At 44.4% G+C, this 21801-nt stretch carries 20 protein-coding genes, 1 tRNA gene, 1 other RNA gene and 1 other annotated feature; of the genes, 3 read left to right on the top strand and 19 right to left on the bottom strand.

Annotated elements, in window-relative coordinates; all coding sequences use genetic code 11:
* Position 1 precedes the first annotated feature (1 nt).
* The 3 genes from ACTNBF_RS02755 to ACTNBF_RS02765 form a co-directional block, all read right to left on the bottom strand.
* Complete coding sequence (locus tag ACTNBF_RS02755; protein ID WP_427807267.1) at positions 2 to 1081, bottom strand: branched-chain amino acid ABC transporter permease; 1080 nt, start codon at positions 1079 to 1081, stop codon at positions 2 to 4.
* 9 nt (positions 1082 to 1090) lie between these two features.
* Positions 1091 to 1975 carry a branched-chain amino acid ABC transporter permease gene (locus tag ACTNBF_RS02760; RefSeq protein WP_427807196.1) on the bottom strand — a complete coding sequence of 295 codons (885 nt, stop codon included), beginning with the start codon at positions 1973 to 1975 and terminating at the stop codon, positions 1091 to 1093.
* Positions 1976 to 2066: 91 nt separating this feature from the next.
* A complete protein-coding gene (locus ACTNBF_RS02765; RefSeq protein ID WP_427807195.1) occupies positions 2067 to 3245 on the bottom strand; it encodes an ABC transporter substrate-binding protein in 1179 nt (392 codons plus the stop codon).
* Positions 3246 to 3510: 265 nt separating this feature from the next.
* Here ACTNBF_RS02765 and ACTNBF_RS02770 point away from each other — a divergent pair, with 265 nt between their 5' ends.
* Positions 3511 to 4131: an HAD family hydrolase gene (locus tag ACTNBF_RS02770; RefSeq protein ID WP_427820831.1), complete on the top strand. Its 621-nt coding sequence runs from the start codon at positions 3511 to 3513 to the stop codon at positions 4129 to 4131.
* Here the strand turns inward: ACTNBF_RS02770 and ACTNBF_RS02775 are convergent.
* The 9 genes from ACTNBF_RS02775 to thrC form a co-directional block, all read right to left on the bottom strand.
* Positions 4128 to 5483 carry an MATE family efflux transporter gene (locus ACTNBF_RS02775; RefSeq protein ID WP_427820830.1) on the bottom strand — a complete coding sequence of 452 codons (1356 nt, stop codon included), beginning with the start codon at positions 5481 to 5483 and terminating at the stop codon, positions 4128 to 4130. The genes ACTNBF_RS02770 and ACTNBF_RS02775 overlap by 4 nt on opposite strands.
* Positions 5484 to 5508: 25 nt before the next feature.
* Positions 5509 to 6534, bottom strand: a complete 1026-nt coding sequence (gene queA / locus ACTNBF_RS02780; RefSeq protein ID WP_427807192.1) for a tRNA preQ1(34) S-adenosylmethionine ribosyltransferase-isomerase QueA — start codon at positions 6532 to 6534, stop codon at positions 5509 to 5511.
* Between the two features lie 82 nt (positions 6535 to 6616).
* Positions 6617 to 9037, bottom strand: coding sequence for a phenylalanine--tRNA ligase subunit beta (gene pheT, locus ACTNBF_RS02785; RefSeq protein WP_441016800.1), 2421 nt, complete (start codon positions 9035 to 9037; stop codon positions 6617 to 6619).
* 558 nt (positions 9038 to 9595) lie between these two features.
* Entirely contained in the window at positions 9596 to 10615 is a 1020-nt protein-coding gene (pheS, locus tag ACTNBF_RS02790) for a phenylalanine--tRNA ligase subunit alpha (RefSeq protein WP_427808562.1), read from the bottom strand.
* Between the two features lie 78 nt (positions 10616 to 10693).
* Positions 10694 to 10912, bottom strand: a binding site (T-box leader).
* A 39-nt stretch (positions 10913 to 10951) separates the two neighbouring features.
* Positions 10952 to 11785, bottom strand: a complete 834-nt coding sequence (locus ACTNBF_RS02795; protein WP_427820197.1) for a YihY/virulence factor BrkB family protein — start codon at positions 11783 to 11785, stop codon at positions 10952 to 10954.
* Between the two features lie 67 nt (positions 11786 to 11852).
* Positions 11853 to 12032, bottom strand: a non-coding RNA gene (gene ssrS, locus ACTNBF_RS02800) — 6S RNA.
* 72 nt (positions 12033 to 12104) lie between these two features.
* On the bottom strand, positions 12105 to 12617 hold the full coding sequence (gene moaC, locus ACTNBF_RS02805; protein ID WP_427808566.1) for a cyclic pyranopterin monophosphate synthase MoaC: 513 nt from the start codon (positions 12615 to 12617) through the stop codon (positions 12105 to 12107).
* 13 nt (positions 12618 to 12630) lie between these two features.
* Positions 12631 to 12984, bottom strand: a complete 354-nt coding sequence (locus ACTNBF_RS02810) for a hypothetical protein (protein ID WP_427808568.1) — start codon at positions 12982 to 12984, stop codon at positions 12631 to 12633.
* Between the two features lie 22 nt (positions 12985 to 13006).
* The gene (thrC, locus tag ACTNBF_RS02815) at positions 13007 to 14497 is read right to left on the bottom strand and encodes a threonine synthase (protein ID WP_441024645.1); all 1491 of its coding nucleotides are present in this window, start codon (positions 14495 to 14497) and stop codon (positions 13007 to 13009) included.
* Between the two features lie 215 nt (positions 14498 to 14712).
* Here thrC and ACTNBF_RS02820 point away from each other — a divergent pair, with 215 nt between their 5' ends.
* Together ACTNBF_RS02820 and ACTNBF_RS02825 are read left to right on the top strand one after the other, a co-directional pair.
* Positions 14713 to 15225 (top strand): DUF6512 family protein, encoded by a 513-nt coding sequence (locus tag ACTNBF_RS02820; RefSeq protein WP_441024643.1) that lies wholly within the window; start codon positions 14713 to 14715, stop codon positions 15223 to 15225.
* Positions 15226 to 15339: 114 nt separating this feature from the next.
* Complete coding sequence (locus ACTNBF_RS02825) at positions 15340 to 15693, top strand: sporulation initiation factor Spo0A C-terminal domain-containing protein (protein ID WP_427808574.1); 354 nt, start codon at positions 15340 to 15342, stop codon at positions 15691 to 15693.
* 33 nt (positions 15694 to 15726) lie between these two features.
* On the opposite strand, the gene ACTNBF_RS02830 is transcribed toward ACTNBF_RS02825, so the two are convergent.
* The 7 genes from ACTNBF_RS02830 to ACTNBF_RS02860 form a co-directional block, all read right to left on the bottom strand.
* Positions 15727 to 17799 carry an ABC transporter permease gene (locus ACTNBF_RS02830; RefSeq protein ID WP_441088714.1) on the bottom strand — a complete coding sequence of 691 codons (2073 nt, stop codon included), beginning with the start codon at positions 17797 to 17799 and terminating at the stop codon, positions 15727 to 15729.
* Entirely contained in the window at positions 17789 to 18556 is a 768-nt protein-coding gene (locus tag ACTNBF_RS02835) for an ABC transporter ATP-binding protein (protein WP_427808578.1), read from the bottom strand. The genes ACTNBF_RS02830 and ACTNBF_RS02835 overlap by 11 nt, the downstream gene beginning before the upstream one ends.
* Positions 18557 to 18657: 101 nt before the next feature.
* The gene (locus ACTNBF_RS02840) at positions 18658 to 19671 is read right to left on the bottom strand and encodes an ATP-binding protein (protein ID WP_427808580.1); all 1014 of its coding nucleotides are present in this window, start codon (positions 19669 to 19671) and stop codon (positions 18658 to 18660) included.
* A 31-nt stretch (positions 19672 to 19702) separates the two neighbouring features.
* Entirely contained in the window at positions 19703 to 20374 is a 672-nt protein-coding gene (locus ACTNBF_RS02845) for a response regulator transcription factor (protein ID WP_427808582.1), read from the bottom strand.
* A gap of 4 nt (positions 20375 to 20378) precedes the next feature.
* Positions 20379 to 21143, bottom strand: coding sequence for a hypothetical protein (locus ACTNBF_RS02850; RefSeq protein ID WP_427820200.1), 765 nt, complete (start codon positions 21141 to 21143; stop codon positions 20379 to 20381).
* A 250-nt stretch (positions 21144 to 21393) separates the two neighbouring features.
* Positions 21394 to 21464, bottom strand: a tRNA-Gly gene (locus ACTNBF_RS02855).
* A gap of 160 nt (positions 21465 to 21624) precedes the next feature.
* On the bottom strand, positions 21625 to 21792 hold the full coding sequence (locus ACTNBF_RS02860; RefSeq protein WP_427808586.1) for a hypothetical protein: 168 nt from the start codon (positions 21790 to 21792) through the stop codon (positions 21625 to 21627).
* Positions 21793 to 21801: the final 9 nt, after the last annotated feature.

A 21801-nucleotide genomic window follows, 5' to 3' on the forward strand; every position in this document is an offset into this window, starting at 1 on the left:
ACTATGCAGCCTCCTTTGTATTTTTCTTCCTGCCGGCTTTAAGTTTAGCCGCTAATTTTTCTCTCATTTCAATCGCTTTCGGCGCCCAGTTGAATAACATCATCACGATCATAACGATTGCATAGATCAACATACGATAGTCCTGCAGACCTCTCAGAAGCTCCGGCAGAAGCGTCAGAACGATTGCCGCAATGATCGAACCTCTGATATTACCGATACCGCCAAGAACAACGAATACAAGAATCATGATTGACATGTTGTAACCGAAGTTTTTGCTTGTAGCTGTCAGCGTCGCAAGGTTGTGGGAATACATAACTCCTGCAACTCCCGCAAGTGCGGCAGAAATCGCAAATGCCATCAACTTGTATTTTGTAATATTGATTCCGACTGATTCTGCCGCAATACGGTTATCACGGATCGCCATGATTGCACGGCCGCTGCGTGAATGAATCAGATTCAGAACAATGAACAGCGTCAGAAGAATCAGAAGTACACCGATCGTGAATGTAGAATCCTTAGGTGTTCCTGTAATTCCCTGCGGTCCGTTGATGATAACCTTGCCGCCTTCTTCCAGTCCAAGGGATATGGAATCCTTCGTAGAAAAATGAAGTCCGTTCGAATCTTTTCCGATGAAAAGGATATTGGCAATATTTTTAATAATCTCACCAAACGCCAGCGTTACAATCGCAAGATAGTCGCCCTTCAGCCGAAGCACCGGAATACCGATTAAGATTCCACAAATTCCCGCTGTAGCCGCTCCGATCAAAAGTGCCAGAAAAAATCTGATTCCGGAAGATGGAATCACATCCACCATGCATTTTGAAAAGAATGCACTGGTAAATGCTCCCACACACATAAATCCGGCATGTCCCAGGCTCAGTTCACCCAGAATACCAACCGTAAGGTTAAGAGAGACAGCCAGAATAATGTATGCACAGAGCGGCACCAGAAGTCCCTGAAGAAGACTGGACACATTTCCTGTAGCCACTAAAATCTGTACAACCGCATAAATCGCAATGACCATCAGGTATGTAAGCAAATTGCTCTTTGTCGTTTTGTTCATTTTCTTTATATTTTTCATCATTGCCACCTACACTTTCTCCTGAATATTCTTGCCAAGAAGCCCTGTAGGTTTCACGATCAGAACCACGATCAGCACTGCAAACACGATTGCATCTGCCATCTGTGAAGAAATATATGCTTTACCGAATATTTCAATCACACCAAGAAGGATCCCGCCGATCATAGCACCCGGAATCGATCCGATTCCGCCGAATACCGCCGCAACGAAAGCCTTGATACCGGGCATAGATCCGGTATACGGAGTAAGAGTCGGATATGCAGAGCAAAGAAGAACACCTGCGATTGCCGCGAGTGCAGATCCGATTGCAAATGTCAGCGCAATCGTTCCATTTACATTCACACCCATCAGCTGTGCAGCCCCCTTATCCTCCGAAACTGCTCTCATTGCCTGTCCTGCTTTTGTCTTCTTGATAAAAAGCTGCATACCGGTCATAATCACAACACAAGAAAGAATCGTAACGATCGTTTCTCCTGAAATTGTCAGTTTACCACCTGCAAGCACCAATGAAGGTACCTTGACTACAGATGTAAAAGACTTCGTGTTAGCTCCGAAAATCAAGAGTGCCAGATTCTGAAGCAGGTAGCTGACACCAATTGCCGTAATCAGCACAGCAAGTGAAGAAGATGCATTTAAAAGCGGTCGGTATGCAATTGTCTCGATCAATATACCAAGTACTGTACAAAAAACAATTCCAATGAGAACTGCCGCTGCCGGAGGAAGCCCTGCCCCCGTAATCACAGTCAGCACCACATAAGCACCGATCATTATGACATCCCCGTGAGCAAAGTTCAGCATTTTAGCAATACCATAAACCATTGTATAGCCAAGCGCTATAATAGCATAAACACTGCCCAGACTTATGCCATTAATGAGATAAGATATAAAACTCATATAATTCTCACATTCCTTTCCTTTTTGAAATATATTATAACATGTACAAAAACAGAAGGCTACCATAAGATAGCCTTCCATAAAATGAATCCTATTCTACAACAGCGTAGTCACCATTTTCAATCTTAACAACCATTGGTTCCTTGCTCGGTTCTCCGCTTGCTTCCCATGTAAGACCTTTTGCAGTAACACCATCAATTTCGATTTCAACCATTGCAGATTTCAGGCCATCACACACATCGGATGAAGCCATTCCCGGTTTCACATCTGCTTTTTCCATTGCAGCCTTCATTGCATAAATTCCGTCGTAAGCATCTGCTGCAAACTGGTTCGGAGTATCGCCGTATTTATCTTTGAAAGCTGTTACAAATTTCTGAATTGCTTCATCTGTAGAAGTTGGTGTAAACGGACTTAAGAACATCAGGTTATTAGCCAGGTTCGCATCAAATCCTTCTACTGCAAGAATTCCGTCCATACCGTCACATCCAAAGAAGATCGGGTTGTAGTTCATTCCTGCTGCCTGTTTCAATACCAGAGAAGCCTCTGAGTAGTAGAATGGCAGGAATACAAGTTCTGCTCCGGAGTCTTTTGCTTTCTGAAGCTGAACAGAGAAGTCTGTCTTGCTTTCTGATGTAAATGCTTCTGCAGCAACTACTTCGAAATCCTGATTAGCTGCTTCTTTTACGAATGCTTCGTAGATACCGGTTGAATAAACATCAGAGCTGTCATAGATCACAGCTACTTTTGAAGCAAGGCCGTTTTCTCCGATATATTTTGCTGATTCAAGTCCCTGCATCGGGTCAGAGAAACATACACGGAATGCATTGTCATACTGTACACATTCTACTGCTGTTCCTGACGGTGTAAGAAGGAACATATTGTCCTGATTTGCAACCTCACCTACAGCAACACACGGTGCTGAAGTTACGGTTCCGAGGAGTGCCTGCATTCCCCAGTCTTTCAGGTTATTGTATGCATTAACTGCTTTCTCTGCATCATGCTCATCATCTTCGAATTTGAATTCAACCTGTGCTCCGTTGATACCGCCGGCTGCATTGATCTCTTCAACTGCCAGTTCAGCACCATTCTTAACAGCCTGTCCATAAACAGCTGCTGCACCGGTAACCGGTCCGATTGCACCGATCTTGATTACTTCACTGTCTGAGCCGCTGCTTTTTTCTCCTTCACTTTTTGAGCCACAGCCTGCTGCCATCGATACGGTCATCGCGGCAACCATAGCAACGGCTAACCATTTTTTCACATTTCTCATATTCTTTTTCCTCCCAACAAACAGAGCGCACTCTGTTTAAAATTATGTTTGAAATCTTACACCAAATCCTCCTGTTTGTCAATAGAAAAAACACCATATTTTGATGCATTAGGAAATATGCACAAATTCAACTTCATTTTTTTCTATAATGCGTCTTTATTTTTTACATTTTTACAGAAACAATCCTGATTCAAATTTTGACGCATGTTTTCTTCTATGTTATAATAGTACAAATTTTACAAACTATTTCCGGAGGATATTAAAAATGGATGGAATTATTTTTGATGTAGACGGAACACTTTGGGATTCGACTAAAGTCGTCGCCCGTTCCTGGAACCAGGCCATAAATGAAAATTCAGATCTTCCCGCCGATCTGACTGCCGCAAAGATCAAATCTTTATTCGGCAAAACCATGAACGAAATCACAGCCGCACTCTTCCCTTCCTTCTCAGAGGAAGATCGCAGCCGCCTTGGAGATCTCTGCTTTGCATACGAAAACCGGCTGCTCGCCACAGAGCCAGGAACCCTTTATCCCGGTGTGCGGGAAGCTTTCCAGGCACTGTCCGAGAAATTTGATCTCTATATCGTCAGCAATTGTCAATGTGGATACATTGAAGTTTTTCTTGAAGGAACGAACCTGGGTCCTTTTGTAAAAGATACACTCTGCTTCGGCCAGACAGGACGGCCCAAGAATGAGAGCATCCGCATTTTAATGGAAAAAAACCATTTAAAAGACGTCTGCTATATCGGTGACACCATGGGAGATTATGATGCCTGCCAAAAAGCCGGTGTTCCGTTCATCTTTGCGGAATACGGTTTTGGCGAGGTTCCGGAAGCCGAAGTACGGATTCAGAATATACGGGAATTGGAACAGCTTCTCCTTTAGAAGCTGTTCTTTTCTTTATTCATTTTCTTCATCCACGGACTCTTTCTGTAAAACAAGACTGAAAGCAGCATTCCCGAAGTCCATCCCACCGGCCACGACAGCCAGATTCCGACGGGACCAAGGCCGATCACCTTTGAAAATACGATCGAAAGTGCTACTCTGAGAATCAGATCCGCAAAAGTGGCAATCATAAATTGTTTCATCATTCCTGCTCCTCGCAGAATACCGTCAGCAACCAGTTTCACTGATACCACAAAATAGAACGGTGCCACGATCCTCAGGAACTGATTCCCGGTCGCCAGTGCCGTCACCGAATCCTGATTCATAAAAAGGAGCAGAAGCATTTTGCCCGCCAGAAGGTATAATAACACCAGCGGTACACACAGGCCCCATACCATCTTGATCCCGGCACGCATTCCCTCCCGGATTCTGTCCGGTTTCTTTGCCCCGAGATTTTGGGCTGTGTAATTGGAAATTCCATTTCCCAGAGTCGTAAACGATGTGATAACCAGATTGTTGAGCTTGATTGCCGCAGAATAACCGGCAATCACTCCCGCTCCGAAACTGTTGATCACACTCTGTATGATAATATTCCCTACAGAAACAAAGCTTTGCTGTAGAATACTCGGCACGGCGATAACCGCAATTTTCTTAAAAAGTTTCCAGGAAAACACATCCAGATTCCCTTCCGTATGAATACCGGCAAGTCTCCGGAACACCACGATCATTGCAAGCACACAGCTCACCCCCTGGCACAGAAAAGTCGCCCATGCCACTCCGGCAATTCCCATCTTCAACACTGTGACAAACAGAATATCAACCGCAATATTTGACGTAGATGATAAAGCCAGAAACACAAACGGTGTCTTCGAATCTCCCAAAGCCGAAAAAATACCATTTGCAATATTATAGAAAAACATAAATGGCAATCCCCAGATATAAATGTCCAGATAGAGTTTGGAATCTGCAAGTATATTCTCCGGTGTATGGATAAGCTGCAACAATTGCCCTCCTAACAGGAGTCCTCCAAGCATCAGCATTGCACATAATACACCACTTGAAATCAGCGCCGTATAGATTGCCGTTTTCATATCATTGTATTTTTTCGCCCCAAAAAGCTGAGAGGCGATCACCGAGCACCCAATGTTACATCCGAATGCAAACGCGATGAATATCAAAGTGATCTCATAACTGTTCCCCACTGCCGCCAACGCATTCTCTCCGACAAATTTTCCTGCTACAAGACTGTCCGCAATATTATAAAGCTGTTGAAAAACAACACTTCCGAACAATGGCAGGCAAAACCTCCAAAGCACACTCTCCGGTCTTCCGACCGTCAAATCCTTTACCATTTTCCCTTTCCTTTTCCTTACTACATTATCTTATGAACATCGCATCCCCGAAACTGAAGAAACGGTATCTTTCCCGAATTGCTTCCTCATATGCAGCCAGAACGTGTTCTCTTCCTGCCAGTGCAGAAACCAGCATGATCAGGGTCGATTCCGGCAGATGGAAATTCGTGATCAGCGCATCCAGAACTTTGAATTTGTATCCCGGATAAATAAAGATTTCTGTCCATCCACTGCATTCTCGCAATCGTCCATTTTCGTCTGCTGCGGATTCCACTGTCCTGCAGCTCGTTGTTCCCACGCAGATAACCCGGTGTCCTTCCTCTTTTGCCCGATTGATCTTATCTGCTTCGCTCTGCTCGATCCGGTAAAATTCGGAATGCATATGATGCTCCTGAATATTCTCGACTTTTACCGGGCGAAATGTGCCAAGTCCCACATGCAGGGTCACATGGGCAATCTCCACGCCTTTCTCCTTGATCTCATCCAATAGCTCCGGTGTAAAATGCAGCCCCGCTGTCGGCGCTGCCGCAGAACCGGAATGCTTTGCGTATACGGTCTGATAGCGGTTTTTATCCTCCAACTGGTGCGTGATATACGGCGGAAGTGGCATCTGTCCCAGCTGATCCAGGATTTCTTCAAAAATCCCCTCATATTCGAATCGGATCAGACGGTTTCCTTCTTCTACCACCCCGATCACTTCCGCTTTCAGAAGCCCGTTTCCAAAAACCAGACGTGCTCCCGGTTTCATCTTTCTTCCCGGCTTCACCAATGTTTCCCAGATATCATTCTCTTTCCGTTTCAGAAGAAGTACTTCCACCTTTGCACCGGTTCCTTCCTTCTCTCCGATCAGACGCGCCGGAATAACCTTTGTATCATTGATCACAAGGCAGTCTCCCGGGTTCAGGTAGTTTACGATTTCACGGAAAATATGGTGCTCCGTCTCACCGGTTTCCTTATCCAGAACCAGAAGCCGTGAACCGGAACGATCTTCAAGCGGATCCTGTGCGATCAGTTCCTCCGGCAGATCAAAATAAAAATCCTCTTTCTTCATTCTGTTTTCCTTTCTGCATATACGTCATTAAAGAGACCGTATACAAGATACGGTCTCCTCATTTCTCTGATTATTACTCTTATTATTGTCTCAATTCAATTCCCATTTCTTCCAAAGCTTTCAGGATCTTCTTCATAGCTGCAGATACATCGGCTTCCTCCAGGGTTCTGTCTTTTGCACGGAAGGTAATTGAGTATGCAACAGATTTAAATCCCGGTTTGATCTGTGCTCCCTCATAGAGGTCGAAGAGTTTGTAGCTTTCCAGATAAGCGCCGCCCTTCTTCTCGATCACCTCTTCAATCTGTCCGACAAGAATCTCCTTTGGAACAACCATACTGATATCACGACTTACCGCCGGATATTTTGCAATGCCTTCGTATTTTCTGTCAAATGTAGCGAGTTCCACGATTTCAGGCATATCAATCACTGCAACATAGGCACGTTCTCCGATTCCGTAATTATCTGCCACCTGCGGATGAACCTCGCCCAGATATCCTACAACTCTTCCTTCGTAAATGATGTTAGCCTGACGTCCCGGGTGCAGGAAGTTCTTTCCGGCATTCGGATCGTAGGTCTCTTTCTTATGAAGACCTACTTTTTCGAAGAACTCTTCTACGATTCCCTTCATACTGAAGAAATCGCCTTCTCCGTACATTCCAAGTGTAAACTGCATACGCTCGTCCGGAAGTTCCGTAAGCGGAAGGCTTTTCGGAAGATAAATATTTCCCATTTCGTACAGGCGTACATTTTTATTTCTTCTGTTATAATTAGTTGCCAGAGAAGTCAGCATACCATTGAGAGAAATCGTTCTCATAATACTGTAATCTTCCCCAAGCGGATTCATGATCGGAATTGCCTGACGAAGCACATCATCCTCATCAAGGAGTAATTTATCAAATACCTTCGGGCTTTCAAAGGAATAGGTCATTCCCTGACTGAAACCACAGAATTCAGCAATATCCTTTGCAACGTCTTCCACTCGATTCTTGAAGGAAAGCTTACCGGTAGTAGCTTCGCCGCTTGGGAGGGTAGTCGGAATGTTATCATATCCGTAGAATCTTGCAACCTCTTCTGCAAGATCGGCAAGGCGGAATAAGTCATGACGGAATGTCGGTGCAATCACTTCCTTCGCGTCAGCGTCATATTCCAGTCCGATTTTTTCAAAATATCCGAGCATATCCGCTTCCGGAATATCGGTTCCCAGAAGTGCATTGATTGCATCTGCGTCAAACGGTACTCTTACCGGCTCTTTCTTCTTGCCATAAACATCTACCATTCCTCCGACAACCTCACCTGCTCCCATTTCTTCAACCAACTGGCATGCGCGGTCGATGGCTGCCTGAGCATTGTTCGGATCCAGACCTTTTTCGAATTTTCCGGAAGCATCGGTACGAAGTCCGACTTTTTTGCTTGATTTACGGATATTGGTTCCGTCAAAGCAGGCTGCTTCAAATAACATGGTCTGAACATGATCGGTGATCATGGAGTTCTCGCCACCCATGATACCGGCAATACCTACTGCCTTTTCCCCGTCACAGATCATCAGGACGGAATCGTCCATTTCACGTTCCTGTCCATCCAGTGTGACAAATTTCTCTCCCTTTTCAGCATTACGAACTACAATCTGATGTCCGGCAATCGTATCCAGATCGTATGCATGCATCGGCTGTCCATATTCTTCCATAACATAGTTGGTGATATCAACCAGGTTGTTGATCGGGCGGATTCCGACGGAAGCCAGTCTTCTCTGCATCCATTTCGGAGACGGGCCAATCTTAATATTCTTAACAACTCTTGCGCAGTAACGCGGGCAAAGATCTGTATTTTCCACACGCACTTTGATATAATCGTTAACGTCCTCATCGTTTCCGGTCGGAGTCACTACCGGCGGGTGAAATTCTTTGCCAAATGTCGCTGCCGCTTCTCTTGCAATTCCCACCACACTGAAACAATCTACACGGTTGGATGTGATTTCATATTCAAATACTACATCGTCCAGTCCCAGTGCCTTGATTGCGCTCTCTCCTACAACCGCATCGTCACCGAAGATATAGATTCCATATTCCGGTGCTTCCGGATACATATTTCTGTCAGAGCCGAGTTCTTCGATCGAGCACATCATACCGCAGCTCTCTACTCCGCGGAGTTTTCCTTTCTTGATCTTGATTCCTCCGGCAACTCTCTGTCCCGGCTCATGTCCACCGGCAACGCGTCCGCCGTCCAGAACGACCGGAACTTTGTCTCCTTCTTTTACGTTCGGTGCTCCGGTAACGATCTGTACTGTCTCTGTTCCCACATTGACCTGACAGATAATCAGTTTGTCGGCATCCGGATGTTTTTCAATTTTTTCAATCTGACCGATTACAATTTTATCTAAATCTGCATCCAGCTTTTCATAACCTTCTACTTTGGTTCCTGAAAGCGTCATTGCATCTGTATATTCCTGGGCGGTCACATCGAGGTCAGGAACATACGCTTTAATCCATGATAATGAAGTATTCATACTTTTTCTCCTCTTTATTTGTTTGTGTCTGGTAAGCTCGATTCGCTTCGCTCTCTCGCTGAATGTTTTTCTCCGCAGTGCTAAGCTCGATTCGCTTCGCTCTCTCGCTGAATGTTTTTCTCTGCAGTGCTAAGCTCGATTCGCTTCGCTCTCTCGCTGAATGTTTTTCTCCGCAGTGCTAAGCTCGATTCCGCTTCGCTCTCTCGCTGAATGTTTTTCTCCGCAGTGCTAAGCTCGATTCGCTTCGCTCTCTCGCTGAATGTTTTTCTCCGCAGTGCTAAGCTCGATTCGCTTCGCTCTCTCGCTGAATGTTTTTCTCCGCAGTGCTAAGCTCGAATCCGCTTCGCTCTCTCGCTGAATGTTTTTCTCCGCAGTGCTAAGCTCGATTCGCTTCGCTCTCTCGCTGAATGTTTTTCTCCGCAGTGCTAAGCTCGAATCCGCTTCGCTCCTTCTCGCTTTACGGGCTTCGCCCTATGAAAAAAGCCGGATAAGCATTCGCTTGTGTGCAAGCACCCGCGTATGCTTATCAGTCTTTTTTCGCACTGCTCATTGCCAGCGCTAAAATTGTCTCAAAAATCTAATATCATTTTCATACAGCAGCCGCATATCATCGATTTCGTATTTCAGCAGTGCGATACGTTCGAGACCTACGCCGAATGCGAAGCCGGTGTATTCTTCGGGGTCAATGCCGCACATTTCGAGGACATGTGGGTGTACCATTCCGCATCCGAGGATTTCGATCCAACCGGAGCCTTTGCAGAAACGGCATCCTTTGCCGCCGCATTTGAAGCAGGAAACGTCTACTTCGGCGCTTGGTTCGGTGAATGGGAAGTGGTGCGGGCGGAACTTAGTCTTGGTTTCGGGTCCGAAAAGTTCTTTTGCGAATACTTCCAATGTCCCTTTCAGGTCAGCGAAGGAAATGTTCTTATCAATGACAAGTCCTTCGATCTGATGGAAGGATGGTGAATGGGTTGCATCTACTTCGTCGGAACGGAAAACGCGTCCCGGGGAAATCATACGGATCGGAAGTTTGCCCTGTTCCATTACACGTGCCTGAACCGGGGAGGTCTGGGTACGCAGTACGATTTCTTTATTGATATAGAAGGTATCTTGTTCGTCTTTTGCCGGATGATCTGCCGGAATGTTTAATTTTTCGAAATTGTATTCGTCATATTCGATCTCCGGTCCTTCGATCACTTCGTATCCCATTCCGATGAAGATACGTTCTACTTCTTCTAAGGCGATCGTATTCGGATGGCGATGTCCTACCATATTCTTTTTGGAAGGAAGTGTGACATCGATTACTTCCTGTTTTAATTTTTCTTCACGGATCGCAGCATCCATCTTCTTCTTGGTTTCTTCAAGGAGCTCTTCGATTGCTGCTCGGGTCTCATTGACAAGCTGTCCTACCTTCGGACGCTCCTCCGGTGCTACATCCTTCATTCCTTTTAAAACTGCGGTGAGTTCTCCCTTTTTTCCAAGAAATCTCACACGTACATCATTCAGTTTTTCCGGTACATCAGAAGCCTGAATCTGTCTGATCGCCTCTTGTTTGATGCTCTCAAGTCTTTCTTTCATAATTTCCTCCTTTTGACAACTAAATAAAGGTCAGCCGGACCTTTTTGACATTTGCATGGCAAAAAAAACTCGTCCCCTGATAGGGACGAGAAACTCGCGGTACCACCCTGTTTCCTGCTCAAATGAACAGGCACTCGGACTGCGTAACGTGCAGGGACGTCGTTCTCTACTGATACTTTCAAAAACGCAGCTCGCGTGGGAAATTCGATTCCTGTCTGAACCCGAGGGAACTTACAGCCGGAGATCCCCTCTCTCTGTTGGAAAACAGTGCTCTACTTACACGGTCTAAGCCTTTTCAACATATACCTAATTATTGTAACATATGTTTTTTTTATGTCAAGCTGTTTCCCCACTCTTTTTCTTATTTTCCTGCCATATACAATTAAGCAAGCCACCAAGAAGTATCGCATACATGCAGAAATACAGCCACAGCATAACAAGAATGATTGCCGTCATACTTCCGTATAATCCGCTGAACCCCTGGAATATAGTCAGGTACATCGAAAAGATGAACGAAATCACCTGCCATCCCACTGCGGTAAAGACTGCACCGGGAATCTGTTCTCTAACCCGGACCTTGTGGTTCGGAAGAAACCGATAGATCATAAGAGAAAATCCCAGCAGGATTGCAAACGTTATAAATGTACGCATCTCAAGAATCGACTCCGTTGTCTCTTTCATAAATGGAAACCGGGTATTGATAAACAGGCTTATGCTATTTCCAAACACAGACAGTACCAGTCCAAGTACGATCGCAATAATAAACAATATGGTATAAAAAGATGCCCGGATCCTCATAAACACATAATTTCTTGTTTCTCGAATCTCATAACTATAGTTCAATCCGTTGCTCATCGCAAGTACGCCTTTTCCTGCCGACCAGAGTGCAACAACTGCAGTGACCGGAATAACAGTCCGTGATTGATTATAAACCTGATTCACAATGCCTATAATAAAATCCTGCATATTCTTTTCCGGGAAGACCATTACCATTGCCGTCATTACGTCCGCTTTCGTAACCGGAGTATACTGTACGATCGTAAGTAGAAGCAGAATGATCGGAATCAGACTTAAAATAAAGAAATAAGCTGACTGAGCTGCATATGCACCGGTATGATTCCTGCCGATTCGATTTGATAGTGCCATTGCCCGTTTTATATATTTTTTCATATAACCACTCCGTTATCGCGCACATATTTAAAAGGCAGCCGCCTTAGCAGCTGCCTTTTTCTCTTTTGTTTCCCCCGAAATGCCGTTGACCGTTTTTTGACTCCTAGCCATAGCTAGGTGGGCGACCGCATCTGCTTTTCTGCCTTCCCCTGCGCGATGAGGGCTTGACATATTACAGAGATATAGGAATCCCGTTTAAAGTTTTGTAGGTTCAAAAATACGGATATATCGAACATCCCAGGTTTCTAAAAACAATTATAGCGTATTATTTATTTTTTTTCAACTCTAATACTGTAAATCTATCTTTTCCTTTTATTTTTTATATGACATCTTCGTTTCCGTCAGGTTTATCCTCTCTTGGTGAAACGAACAGCCCGCTCTTACCACCGCTTTTACGACATAGATAGATTTCCCCGATTTCCATCGATTTATCCACAGCTTTACACATGTCATAAATTGTCAGCAGGGCAACGCTTACTCCGGTCAAGGCCTCCATTTCCACACCGGTCTTTCCGACAGTGCGTGCCGTACAGGCTGCAATAATCGAGCAAGTATCCTCATGGAGTTCAAAATCAATTTCCACCTTACTCAGATTAAGAATATGGCAAAGCGGTATCAGATCCGATGTTTTCTTCGTTCCCATGATGCCGGCAACACGGGCAACCTGAAGCACATCCCCTTTCTTCATCTGACCATCCCGCACTTTTTGAAAGCATTCCTTGTTCATCAGAATCCTTCCCCGGGCAGTTGCTTCTCGTAAGGTATCCTTTTTTTCACTCACATCAACCATAATGGCATCACCGTGAGTGTTAAAATGTGTAAATTCCGCCATTTTTATTCTCCTCTTACGAATCCTGGAAATATTTCTTATTCAGACGGGAAATCGTAACTCCAAACCAGATCAGAACGACAAAAGGAAGTATCATAAACACTGCAAGTAAAGCGCCGACTTCCACGACATATGTATTTACAAGCTCAATCACACCATATGCGGTGATGACGGTTCCAAACAGCAGCATCTTCGGAAATACTTCCTTAATATACCCCACCTTGTCACGGCACTTGTCCGGGTCGATTGATTTCGGAAGCAGAATGCTTGTATTAATCAGCCCTTTTACCTTCAATTGAAAGCAGGCATAGAAAACATAGATTCCGCAAGCCAGCCCGATTACTCCGAAAACCACATTGATATCACTCATCGTTCTTCGTCACTCCTTTTAATTAAACTACACCGAGTACAGCTTTTACGGATGCTTCCATCTGATCGATATCACATTCCGTAGTGTGACGAATCTCTGCATTTCTTATTTCTTCAATCGCATTCGGTATATCCATCTGTGAAACTTTATGAAGTTCATCGATCAGTTCAAATTCCTCCATGGCATCATAGGACGCGTCAATTGCAGTCATAACACTTCTTGCAAATTTATAAGGACTTGCCGTAGAAGCAATCACCGTCTTTGCCGTATCTCCGGTATTCTTTCTGTATTCATTGTATACGGATGCAGCAACTGCTGTATGGGTATCAATCACATACCCCGTATCCGTGTAAAGATCATGAATCGTCTGTTTTACCTGTTCTTCAGTAGCATACCCTGCCTCAAAATCCGCCAGATTCTTTTTCATCTCTTCCGTAATCGCATACACTCCTTTTGATTTGAGGTCGTTCATCAGCTCCTGATCCTTCTTTGCGTCTCCACCCGCGATCTGGTAAATCAGGCGCTCCAGATTGCTTGAAATCAGAATATCCATGGACGGTGAAGTCGTCAGAATAAACTCTCTGTTTTTATCATAAGTACCGGTTTGGAAGAAATCATAGAGTACTTTATTCTCATTCGATGCACAGATCAGTTTCGCAATCGGAAGTCCCATATTCTTCGCATAATATGCAGCAAGAATATTTCCGAAATTACCGGTCGGTACGACAACATTGATTTCTTCACCTTCCTCAATTTCTCCATTCTGCAGCAGTTTACCATATGCGTACACATAATAAACGATCTGCGGCACCAGACGTCCGATATTGATCGAATTAGCGGAAGAAAACTGATATCCCGCCTGATCCAGCTCTTTCGCCAGCTTTTTGTTCTCAAACATCGCTTTCACACCGCTTTGCGCATTATCAAAATTTCCATGGATCGCAATGACAGATGTATTGTCACCTTTCTGTGTGACCATCTGAAGCTCCTGAACCTTGCTCACGCCATTCTTCGGATAGAACACGATGATCTTCGTTCCTTCCACATTCGCGAAACCGGCCAGCGCTGCCTTCCCTGTATCTCCGGAAGTAGCAGTCAGAATCACGATCTCATTTTTCACCTGATTCTTCTTTGCAGAAGTTGTAAGAAGATGCGGAAGAATGGAGAGTGCCATATCTTTAAACGCAATCGTTGCCCCATGATACAATTCCAGGAAATACGCGTCATGTGCCTTTGCAAGCGGCGCAATATCCTCTGTATCGAATTTACTGTCATATGCTTTTGTAATACAGTTCCTAAGCTCTTCCTCTGTAAAATCGGTCAGGAACTCTTTCATGACTGCATATGCTGTTTCCTGATAGTTCATATTCTTAAGTTCCCCAAGGCTCACCGGAAGTTTTGGAATCGAAACCGGGACGAATAATCCTCCGTCTTCTGCAAGCCCTTTCAGGATTGCCTGGGAAGCTGTTACTGTCTTTTCAGAATTTCTGGTGCTCTTATAAAGTAGATTCATGATTCTTCACCCTTCTTATGTTTTCTTTATTATCGCACAATTATATCATACCAAAACCATTTTAGCAAATTCAAATTCATCTTTTACAAACATTTGTCTTTTCTGTACACACACTCTATAATCGACATCTTATCGGACGACATCATTTTCGTGTATTATTTTTCATTTTTCTCATATAATATTTGCAAATATCAAAGAAGCCTTGGGGGACTATTATGAACAGACATCTTTACCACTACACCATTGCCGGGATTCTTTTTACGGCGATTGCCGGAACACTCCTTCATTTTGCATATGAATACAGTATGGAAAATCCACTCGTTGCTATGTTTGCTCCGGTAAATGAATCCACATGGGAACATATGAAGCTTGTGTTTTTTCCTTCTTTTCTCTATATGATTGCAGGATGGCCATTCTTCATGCGCTCCTATCCTTCCTATTTTCAGGCATATATGACCGGCCTCTTTACCGGTACAATATCCATGGTCATCATTTTCTATACCTACACGGGAATCTGGGGGAACCATTGTCTGATTCTGGATATCCTTACTTTCCTTGCCAGCGTGATCATTACCTTCTCTCTGAGCTATCAGCTTGTCATTCAAAACTGTCATCTGCTTCCTCTGCCCTTATTGATCTTTCTGGTCGTTCTTTTCATGATCTGTTTCTTTAGTTTCACCTTTTCTCCCCCTGAAATTGCAATTTTCGACACGTTTCGTGCCAAATAAGAAAAAATATTTATCGAAATTTATCTATTTTTATCGAAAATTGTATTTTGTAATAATTTTAAAGTATTGTATAAATAGTTCATTTAGTCGGGAGGTGCACGGAGGAGGAATTTTATGGAAACAGCTTTACTACTGTTAAGAAAAATTGGAATGCGCTCCAGCTATGCCGGTTTTAACTATCTTGCATGTGCAGTAGCTCTTGTTTTCGAGCACCAGGAATATCTGAGAAAAGTTACCAAGAACCTTTATGTTATGGTCGGTAAAGAATATGGCGTTTCCAATGTCTGTGTAGAAGCAGCTATCCGCACTTTAATCACCAGTTACTGGAACCAGAATGAAGATAAAATACTGGCACCCATTCTGGGATATCCTCTGTTTGAAAAACCAACTTCCAGTGAATTCATCTCCATATTAGCCGACTTTCTACGTGACCATCCCGATTTCGGTGAGCAGGCAAAAACATATTAACAACAGAAAGGCAGAGACCCGCTCTGCCTTTCCTTATGCTTCTCTTATAATGTTTTTGCTCTCCATATAGGTTGCAAGGAAATATCCCCCATAAACCAGGATCAGAAATACTGCAGTTGCAATAACCGACGGGAGCATTTCCCTCGTTTCCACCTGAACAGCTACAATCTTTAACGCAAACTGGATCCCGAATATGGAATGAACGACTGCCAGGATCAAAGGTGCCATAAAGAAAATACCGATCTGCCGAAACAGCGTCTGATGAATCATCTTTTCATCCATTCCGATTTTTCTCAGAATCGTATAACGGTGGCGATTATCGGAGTTCTCTGTAAGTTCCTTGAGTGCCAGTATCGCAGAGCTTGCGATCAGGAAAATGATCCCCAGATAAATAGCGATAAAACTGATGATGGTCGATAGCCCTTTGCTGGATTCGATGATCGAAATTTTGGATACCCCGTCCAGCCGGATCTGTTTCTCTTCCAGATTTTCCATAAGCTCATGATCCCCGTCGCCGTAATTTGTGAACATCGCTTCGGTCTGATATTTCTCTTCTTTTGTATCCGCATTGTAATCTGCCATGAGATAATATCTTTCCTTCATATCTTCACTGAGGGGACAGCTGTCCGGTACAACCATCAGGCCGGTATTAGTATGACTAGTGGAGATCACAAGATAGCCTTCCTGGCATTCCGGATATCTGGAATGATATACCTTTCCGCCAATCGCAACTTCACTGCCGTTTTTCAGCGCCATGTCTCTCAGATTCTTCATATTATCAAAATCACACAGCACGAGATATTCATCTTCCGCCAGTTCATATTCCCTGTTGCCATAGAGCCGTGCGATCTTGTTATAATCGGACAATTTTATGATTTCCTCCGCCGTGTCATACATAAGCATCGGATAGTTCTCTTTTGCACTTTCTATCACGCTCTGAAGTGAAGTCTCCCATGTCCACTCCGTCGACGTGTAAGTAGCAACTTCCGTCACATCCTTCAGTACCTTTATATCCAGCCCGTTTTCCTTCAGTGTGTCACTGATCGGTTTTTGGGAATCCTCGATCTGTAGCTGTGTGTAATCTCCATTGTCCGGAAGATTCGCTGTTTTATACAGATTAAGGTCTACCGGTGTCATCTCCTCCAGATCCTGCGTCAAAACCCGGTTCAGCGAAAGCGCAGTTGAGAGGACCGTAATCGTCATAAACAGCAAAAGACAGATGATCGTCATGCTGACGACCGTCGTATTGATCCGGTTGTGAATCTGCCTCAGCACGAAAATATTCGAATCCTTCAGATACAGCCCTTTTCTCATCTGTACCACCTTCAGGGCAAGTCCCGATACCGACCAGAAAATCAGGAAGGTCGATACGATTCCCATGAGAATCGGAATAACCAGCTGATTCATAAGATCCAGCTGTGTAAGTCCGCCCGTCACCATATAATATGCAGTTCCCAGTGTGACAGCCGCCGCCAGAAACACCAGCACACAGATCACCGGATTCTTCATCCGAACCTTTTCGTTCTTCTTCTCCGCACTGATCAGATCGATCAGTTTGTATCGAGAAATGATAACGATATTCAAAACCATCGAAGCCGCATACATCACGCCAAAATATGCACAAGTCTTCCAGCAGGCCGCCTCGGAAAATACAAACTGATATTCACTCATATCCGCCTGGAACAGTTTCGCAACCAGAATTGACATCAGCTGAGATCCGAACACGCCGATCACCAGCCCCACCACAAGCGAGATCAGACCGATCAGAAACGTTTCCCCGAGAAGGATCCCCGAAATCTGCCTTTTCCCCATTCCAAGCGTCATGTAAAGTCCGAATTCCCGTTTTCTTCTCTTAATCAGGAAATTATTGGCATACACGATCAGAAATCCCAGGATTACCGCCACAAATACAGACACATAATTGATCATCCCCACCATCAGTTTCACGATCTGGCGCGTTGAGCTGTTGACCACAAGCATGGCCTCCTGGCTGTCCAGTGAATTGAACATATAGAAGATCGCCACGCCCAGGATCAGGGTCAGAAAATAAATGGTATAATCTTTGATACTCTTCCGGATGTTTTTTACCGACATCTTAAATAACATCGTTCAATTCACCTCCCAGAAGCGTGACAACCTCAATGATCTTTTCAAAAAACTCTTTACGTCCTCCTGTTCCTTTCATGATCTCATTGAAAATCCTGCCGTCCTTGATAAAAAGGATCCGATCCGCATAACTTGCAGTAAATGCATCATGCGTGACCATCAGGATTGTCGCATCCATCGAGCGGTTCAAAAGCTCCATATTTTCCAGAAGCTGTCTCGCCGCCTTGGAGTCCAGCGCGCCGGTCGGCTCATCCGCCAGGATCAGCTGCGGATTTGTGACGATCGCTCTCGCCGCCGCGATCCGTTGTTTCTGTCCACCGGACACCTGATAGGGATATTTCTTCAGGATATCCGTGATTCCAAGCTGCATGGCTATCTGATTCACCCGTTCTTCGATCTCCACAGGTTTCACTCTCTGAATCGTTAGCGCCAGCGCAATATTCTCATAAGCCGTGAGCGTGTCGAGAAGATTAAAATCCTGGAAAATAAATCCCAGCTCTTCTCTGCGGAATTTGTTCAGTCCATTTCCCTTTAAACGGGTGATATCCATCCCATTGATGAAAATGTGCCCTGCCGTCACCCTGTCGATCGTGGAAATGCAGTTAAGCAGCGTCGTCTTTCCGCTTCCGCTGGCTCCCATGATCCCCACAAATTCACCCTTATCCACCGAAAAACTGATCTGATCAATGGCCTTTGTAAGATTGGATTTATTTCCATAATATTTTTCGATTTCCTTTACTTCTAATATGTGTTTCATATGATGTGTTCCTCCTTTTCGTAACTCCATCATAAGCTTTTTCTCTCTTACCAGCCATCGATACAGCTTACGAAAACCTTACGAAATCGTAAGCTTTCTTCTTATTCGGTCAATGAAAAGCTGCTCTTCGGGAAAATCAGTTTCACCAGACATCCGTTTCCTTCTTCCGATGTAAGCGTAATTCCAAGCCCCAGCTTATCGCAAAGTTTCTTGCAAAGATACAGTCCTATTCCGGTCGATTTCTTTCGGCTCCGCCCGTTGCTCCCGGTAAATCCTTTTTCAAATACTCTTCCGATCTCCTCCGGTCGGATTCCAATGCCGTTATCCCAAATGCCGAGAATGGTCTGCTCTTTTCGCTCTTCTGCCGAGAAGCGTATCACAGCACCTTCCTCTTTCCGGTATTTCATACTGTTTGAAATGATCTGATTCAGGATAAACTGACACCATTTTGCATCTGTGAACACGGTTTGATCGGAAATATCGATCTCAATCCGGATCTTTTGCCGGATCAGACTCTGCCGATTCTGCTTCACCGCTTCATTTACAATCTGCTTCAGCTTACATTCTGCCACAAAATAGTCTTTATTCGCGTGACTGCTCCTTGCATAATAAAGTGCCTGTTCCACATACTGTTCAATCTCCGTCAGTTCTTCCTCGATACTTCTCGTCACCTCACTGCGGTTGTTCTCGATAATCATCTTCGAAGTCGCGATCGGAAGCTTAATCTCATGGATCCACAGTTCAATATACTCCTTGTACTCTTCCTGGATCTGCTTGTAAACATTCACATTTTCCGCCATCGACTTCCCCACATCCTGCAGGATCTCCCGAAGCTGCTCCTCCTCCACACAGGATGTCTCGGGAAGCATCTCCATGATCAGATATTTTTCCCGAAGTTTCTCCATTTTCTCTGCAGTTTCCAGATAAAATTCCTTTTTGGAACGGAATTCCAGATATGTACCCAACAAAAATAAAAGCAGGATACTCACTCCCAGATACAGTCGTATCACCCAGTGCACCGGATAAATCAGAAGGAAAATCTCTCCGGTTGCCACCGCGAAGATCAAGAGCACAAGCGTCTTCCACCTATCTTTTAAATATCTTCCAAAGCTCATGTTATCGCCGCCTCCCGTTTTCTATATTTTCTTATACGGATAAAAGATATCCCTGCCCTCTCTTTGTCACAATGACATCCTTCATTCCGATTTCTTCCATCTTCTTGCGTATTCTCGTCATATTTACGGTCAGGGTATTGTCATCGATAAATGCCTCATTGTCCCACAGTTCATTCATGATATCTTCTCTGGACACGATACTGCCCTTGGACCGGATCAGACATTTCATGATCTTCAGTTCATTTGCAGTGAGCTCTACTGCCTTCCCATCTTTCTCCACCTGACTCTTCGACAGATTCAGTACAAAACTTCCACAGCTAATCCGATCCTGCATAGCCAGATTTCCGGTTCTTTTCAAGATACCCCTGATCTTCGCAAGAAGGATCTGCGTGTTAAATGGCTTCGTCACATAATGGTCCGCCCCATAATGCAGGGATAAAAGTTCATCCATCTCACTGTTTCGGCTGGTGATCATAATGACCGGAACATCCGACGCCTTCCTGACCTCTTTCAGCAGATACTCCCCGTCAACATTCGGAAGGTTGATATCCAGCAGGATCAGATTCGCATCCGCGCCGAGAATCTCCTCCAGCGTCCGTTCGAAATTCTCCAGTCCAAATGCCTCATACCCATTTCGCTGTAGGAATATCTCCAGCTCATGTCTTAATTTTTCATCATCTTCAACAATCAATATTTTCTGCATAACATCACTCCAATTTTGTCAGATTCAGATTCGCCCCGAACAGCATTTTGATAATCCATACAAAAAACAGAATCACAAGTATCGGGATAATGCAGGAAGTTACCAGCATGATCGCAAGCGATTCCAGGAACTGATTCAACATCTGCTCAGCCTGTTCGGTAATTCCGGACACCCCGTCTTTGATCTTCGAGAAAATCCCCGTTGAGCTTTCCTCTTCTTCCGCACTCTCCTCCAATTCTTCCGCCGTTTCTCTCGCCGAATCAATGGTCTCGTTGATGGAAGACTGGTATGTTGCTTCAATCAGATTTGACACCTTGACACTTGCAGGGATAATCAGAACGATCGCACACGCAAAAGCCAGCAGTTTATTTGCCATCCTCCTGCATGCCCTTCCTTTCACAAAAACGCTGGACGAATACAGCACACACGCGGCGGGAATCAAAACCACGAACGCCGCATATCCCGTAATAGTGACCAGATACTTTTCCAGATAAATCGCACAGAGAACGATGAGGAAATAGCCGCTGAGATCGGCAAGCTTCTCCGCGATCGGCGTCGCTGTATCGCCCGGAATCAGAGTAATCGCCGCCGAAGTTGCCGTTGAAGCCGCAGTGAGCTCCATGACCGTCGTTTTCTTCTCATCCAATGACCGGATCGTATTCGCATGTAACTCCGGGGAAGCTGCATATTTTGCTAACACAAAGATCGAAATGCAGGCGATTAAAAGCGGAATCACGAATTTTAAAATTTTTGTCGTCGTATTTTTCATTTCATTTGTTCCTTTCTGAGATGAATTTGTTCCTTGCCAATTTGATCTTGATAAAGATTTTGTCTTTGAATTTATTCTATAACAGAACTGTAGCCTGTGGCAACCGGTTCTTTGTGAACACTCTTATCTACTCATCCCGCCACCTATAGAGATAGGAGATTTCCTGCTATATCTTGTTAAAGATAATTAAGAATCAGAATAAAAAAACGTAAGGACTTCTTAAAATAGAAGTTCTTACGTCATCATAATAAGCAGATAACGGGAGTCGAACCCGCCTTTCCAGCTTGGGAAGCTGGCGTTCTACCGATGAACAATATCTGCATGCTATTAGTATAGCATTTTGAGGAAAAATTTCAAGCATTCTTTTAAAATGATTAGAAAATAATACATGTTGTCATAAAGCTCATACTTAACACCCTACCACACATCCGAGCCCATCATGAACCATATCGTCCCACTCAAACATTCCTTGCACAGTCCCTCATTTTTCTTTTCTCCTGTCGTAGCATATTATATTGTGAAATGCCATAGATTTGCGTTCATCTTCCGGCTCCTCTTCCTCAGCATTTTCCATATACCGCTTCCAGCAGGCCCGGCATACCATCGTTCCCTCCGGCACATACTCTCCACAACATACACAATAATCCAAACCATTCAC

The organism is Bariatricus sp. HCP28S3_A4 (genome assembly GCF_052066395.1).
Classification (GTDB): Bacteria; Bacillota; Clostridia; order Lachnospirales; family Lachnospiraceae; genus Allocoprococcus.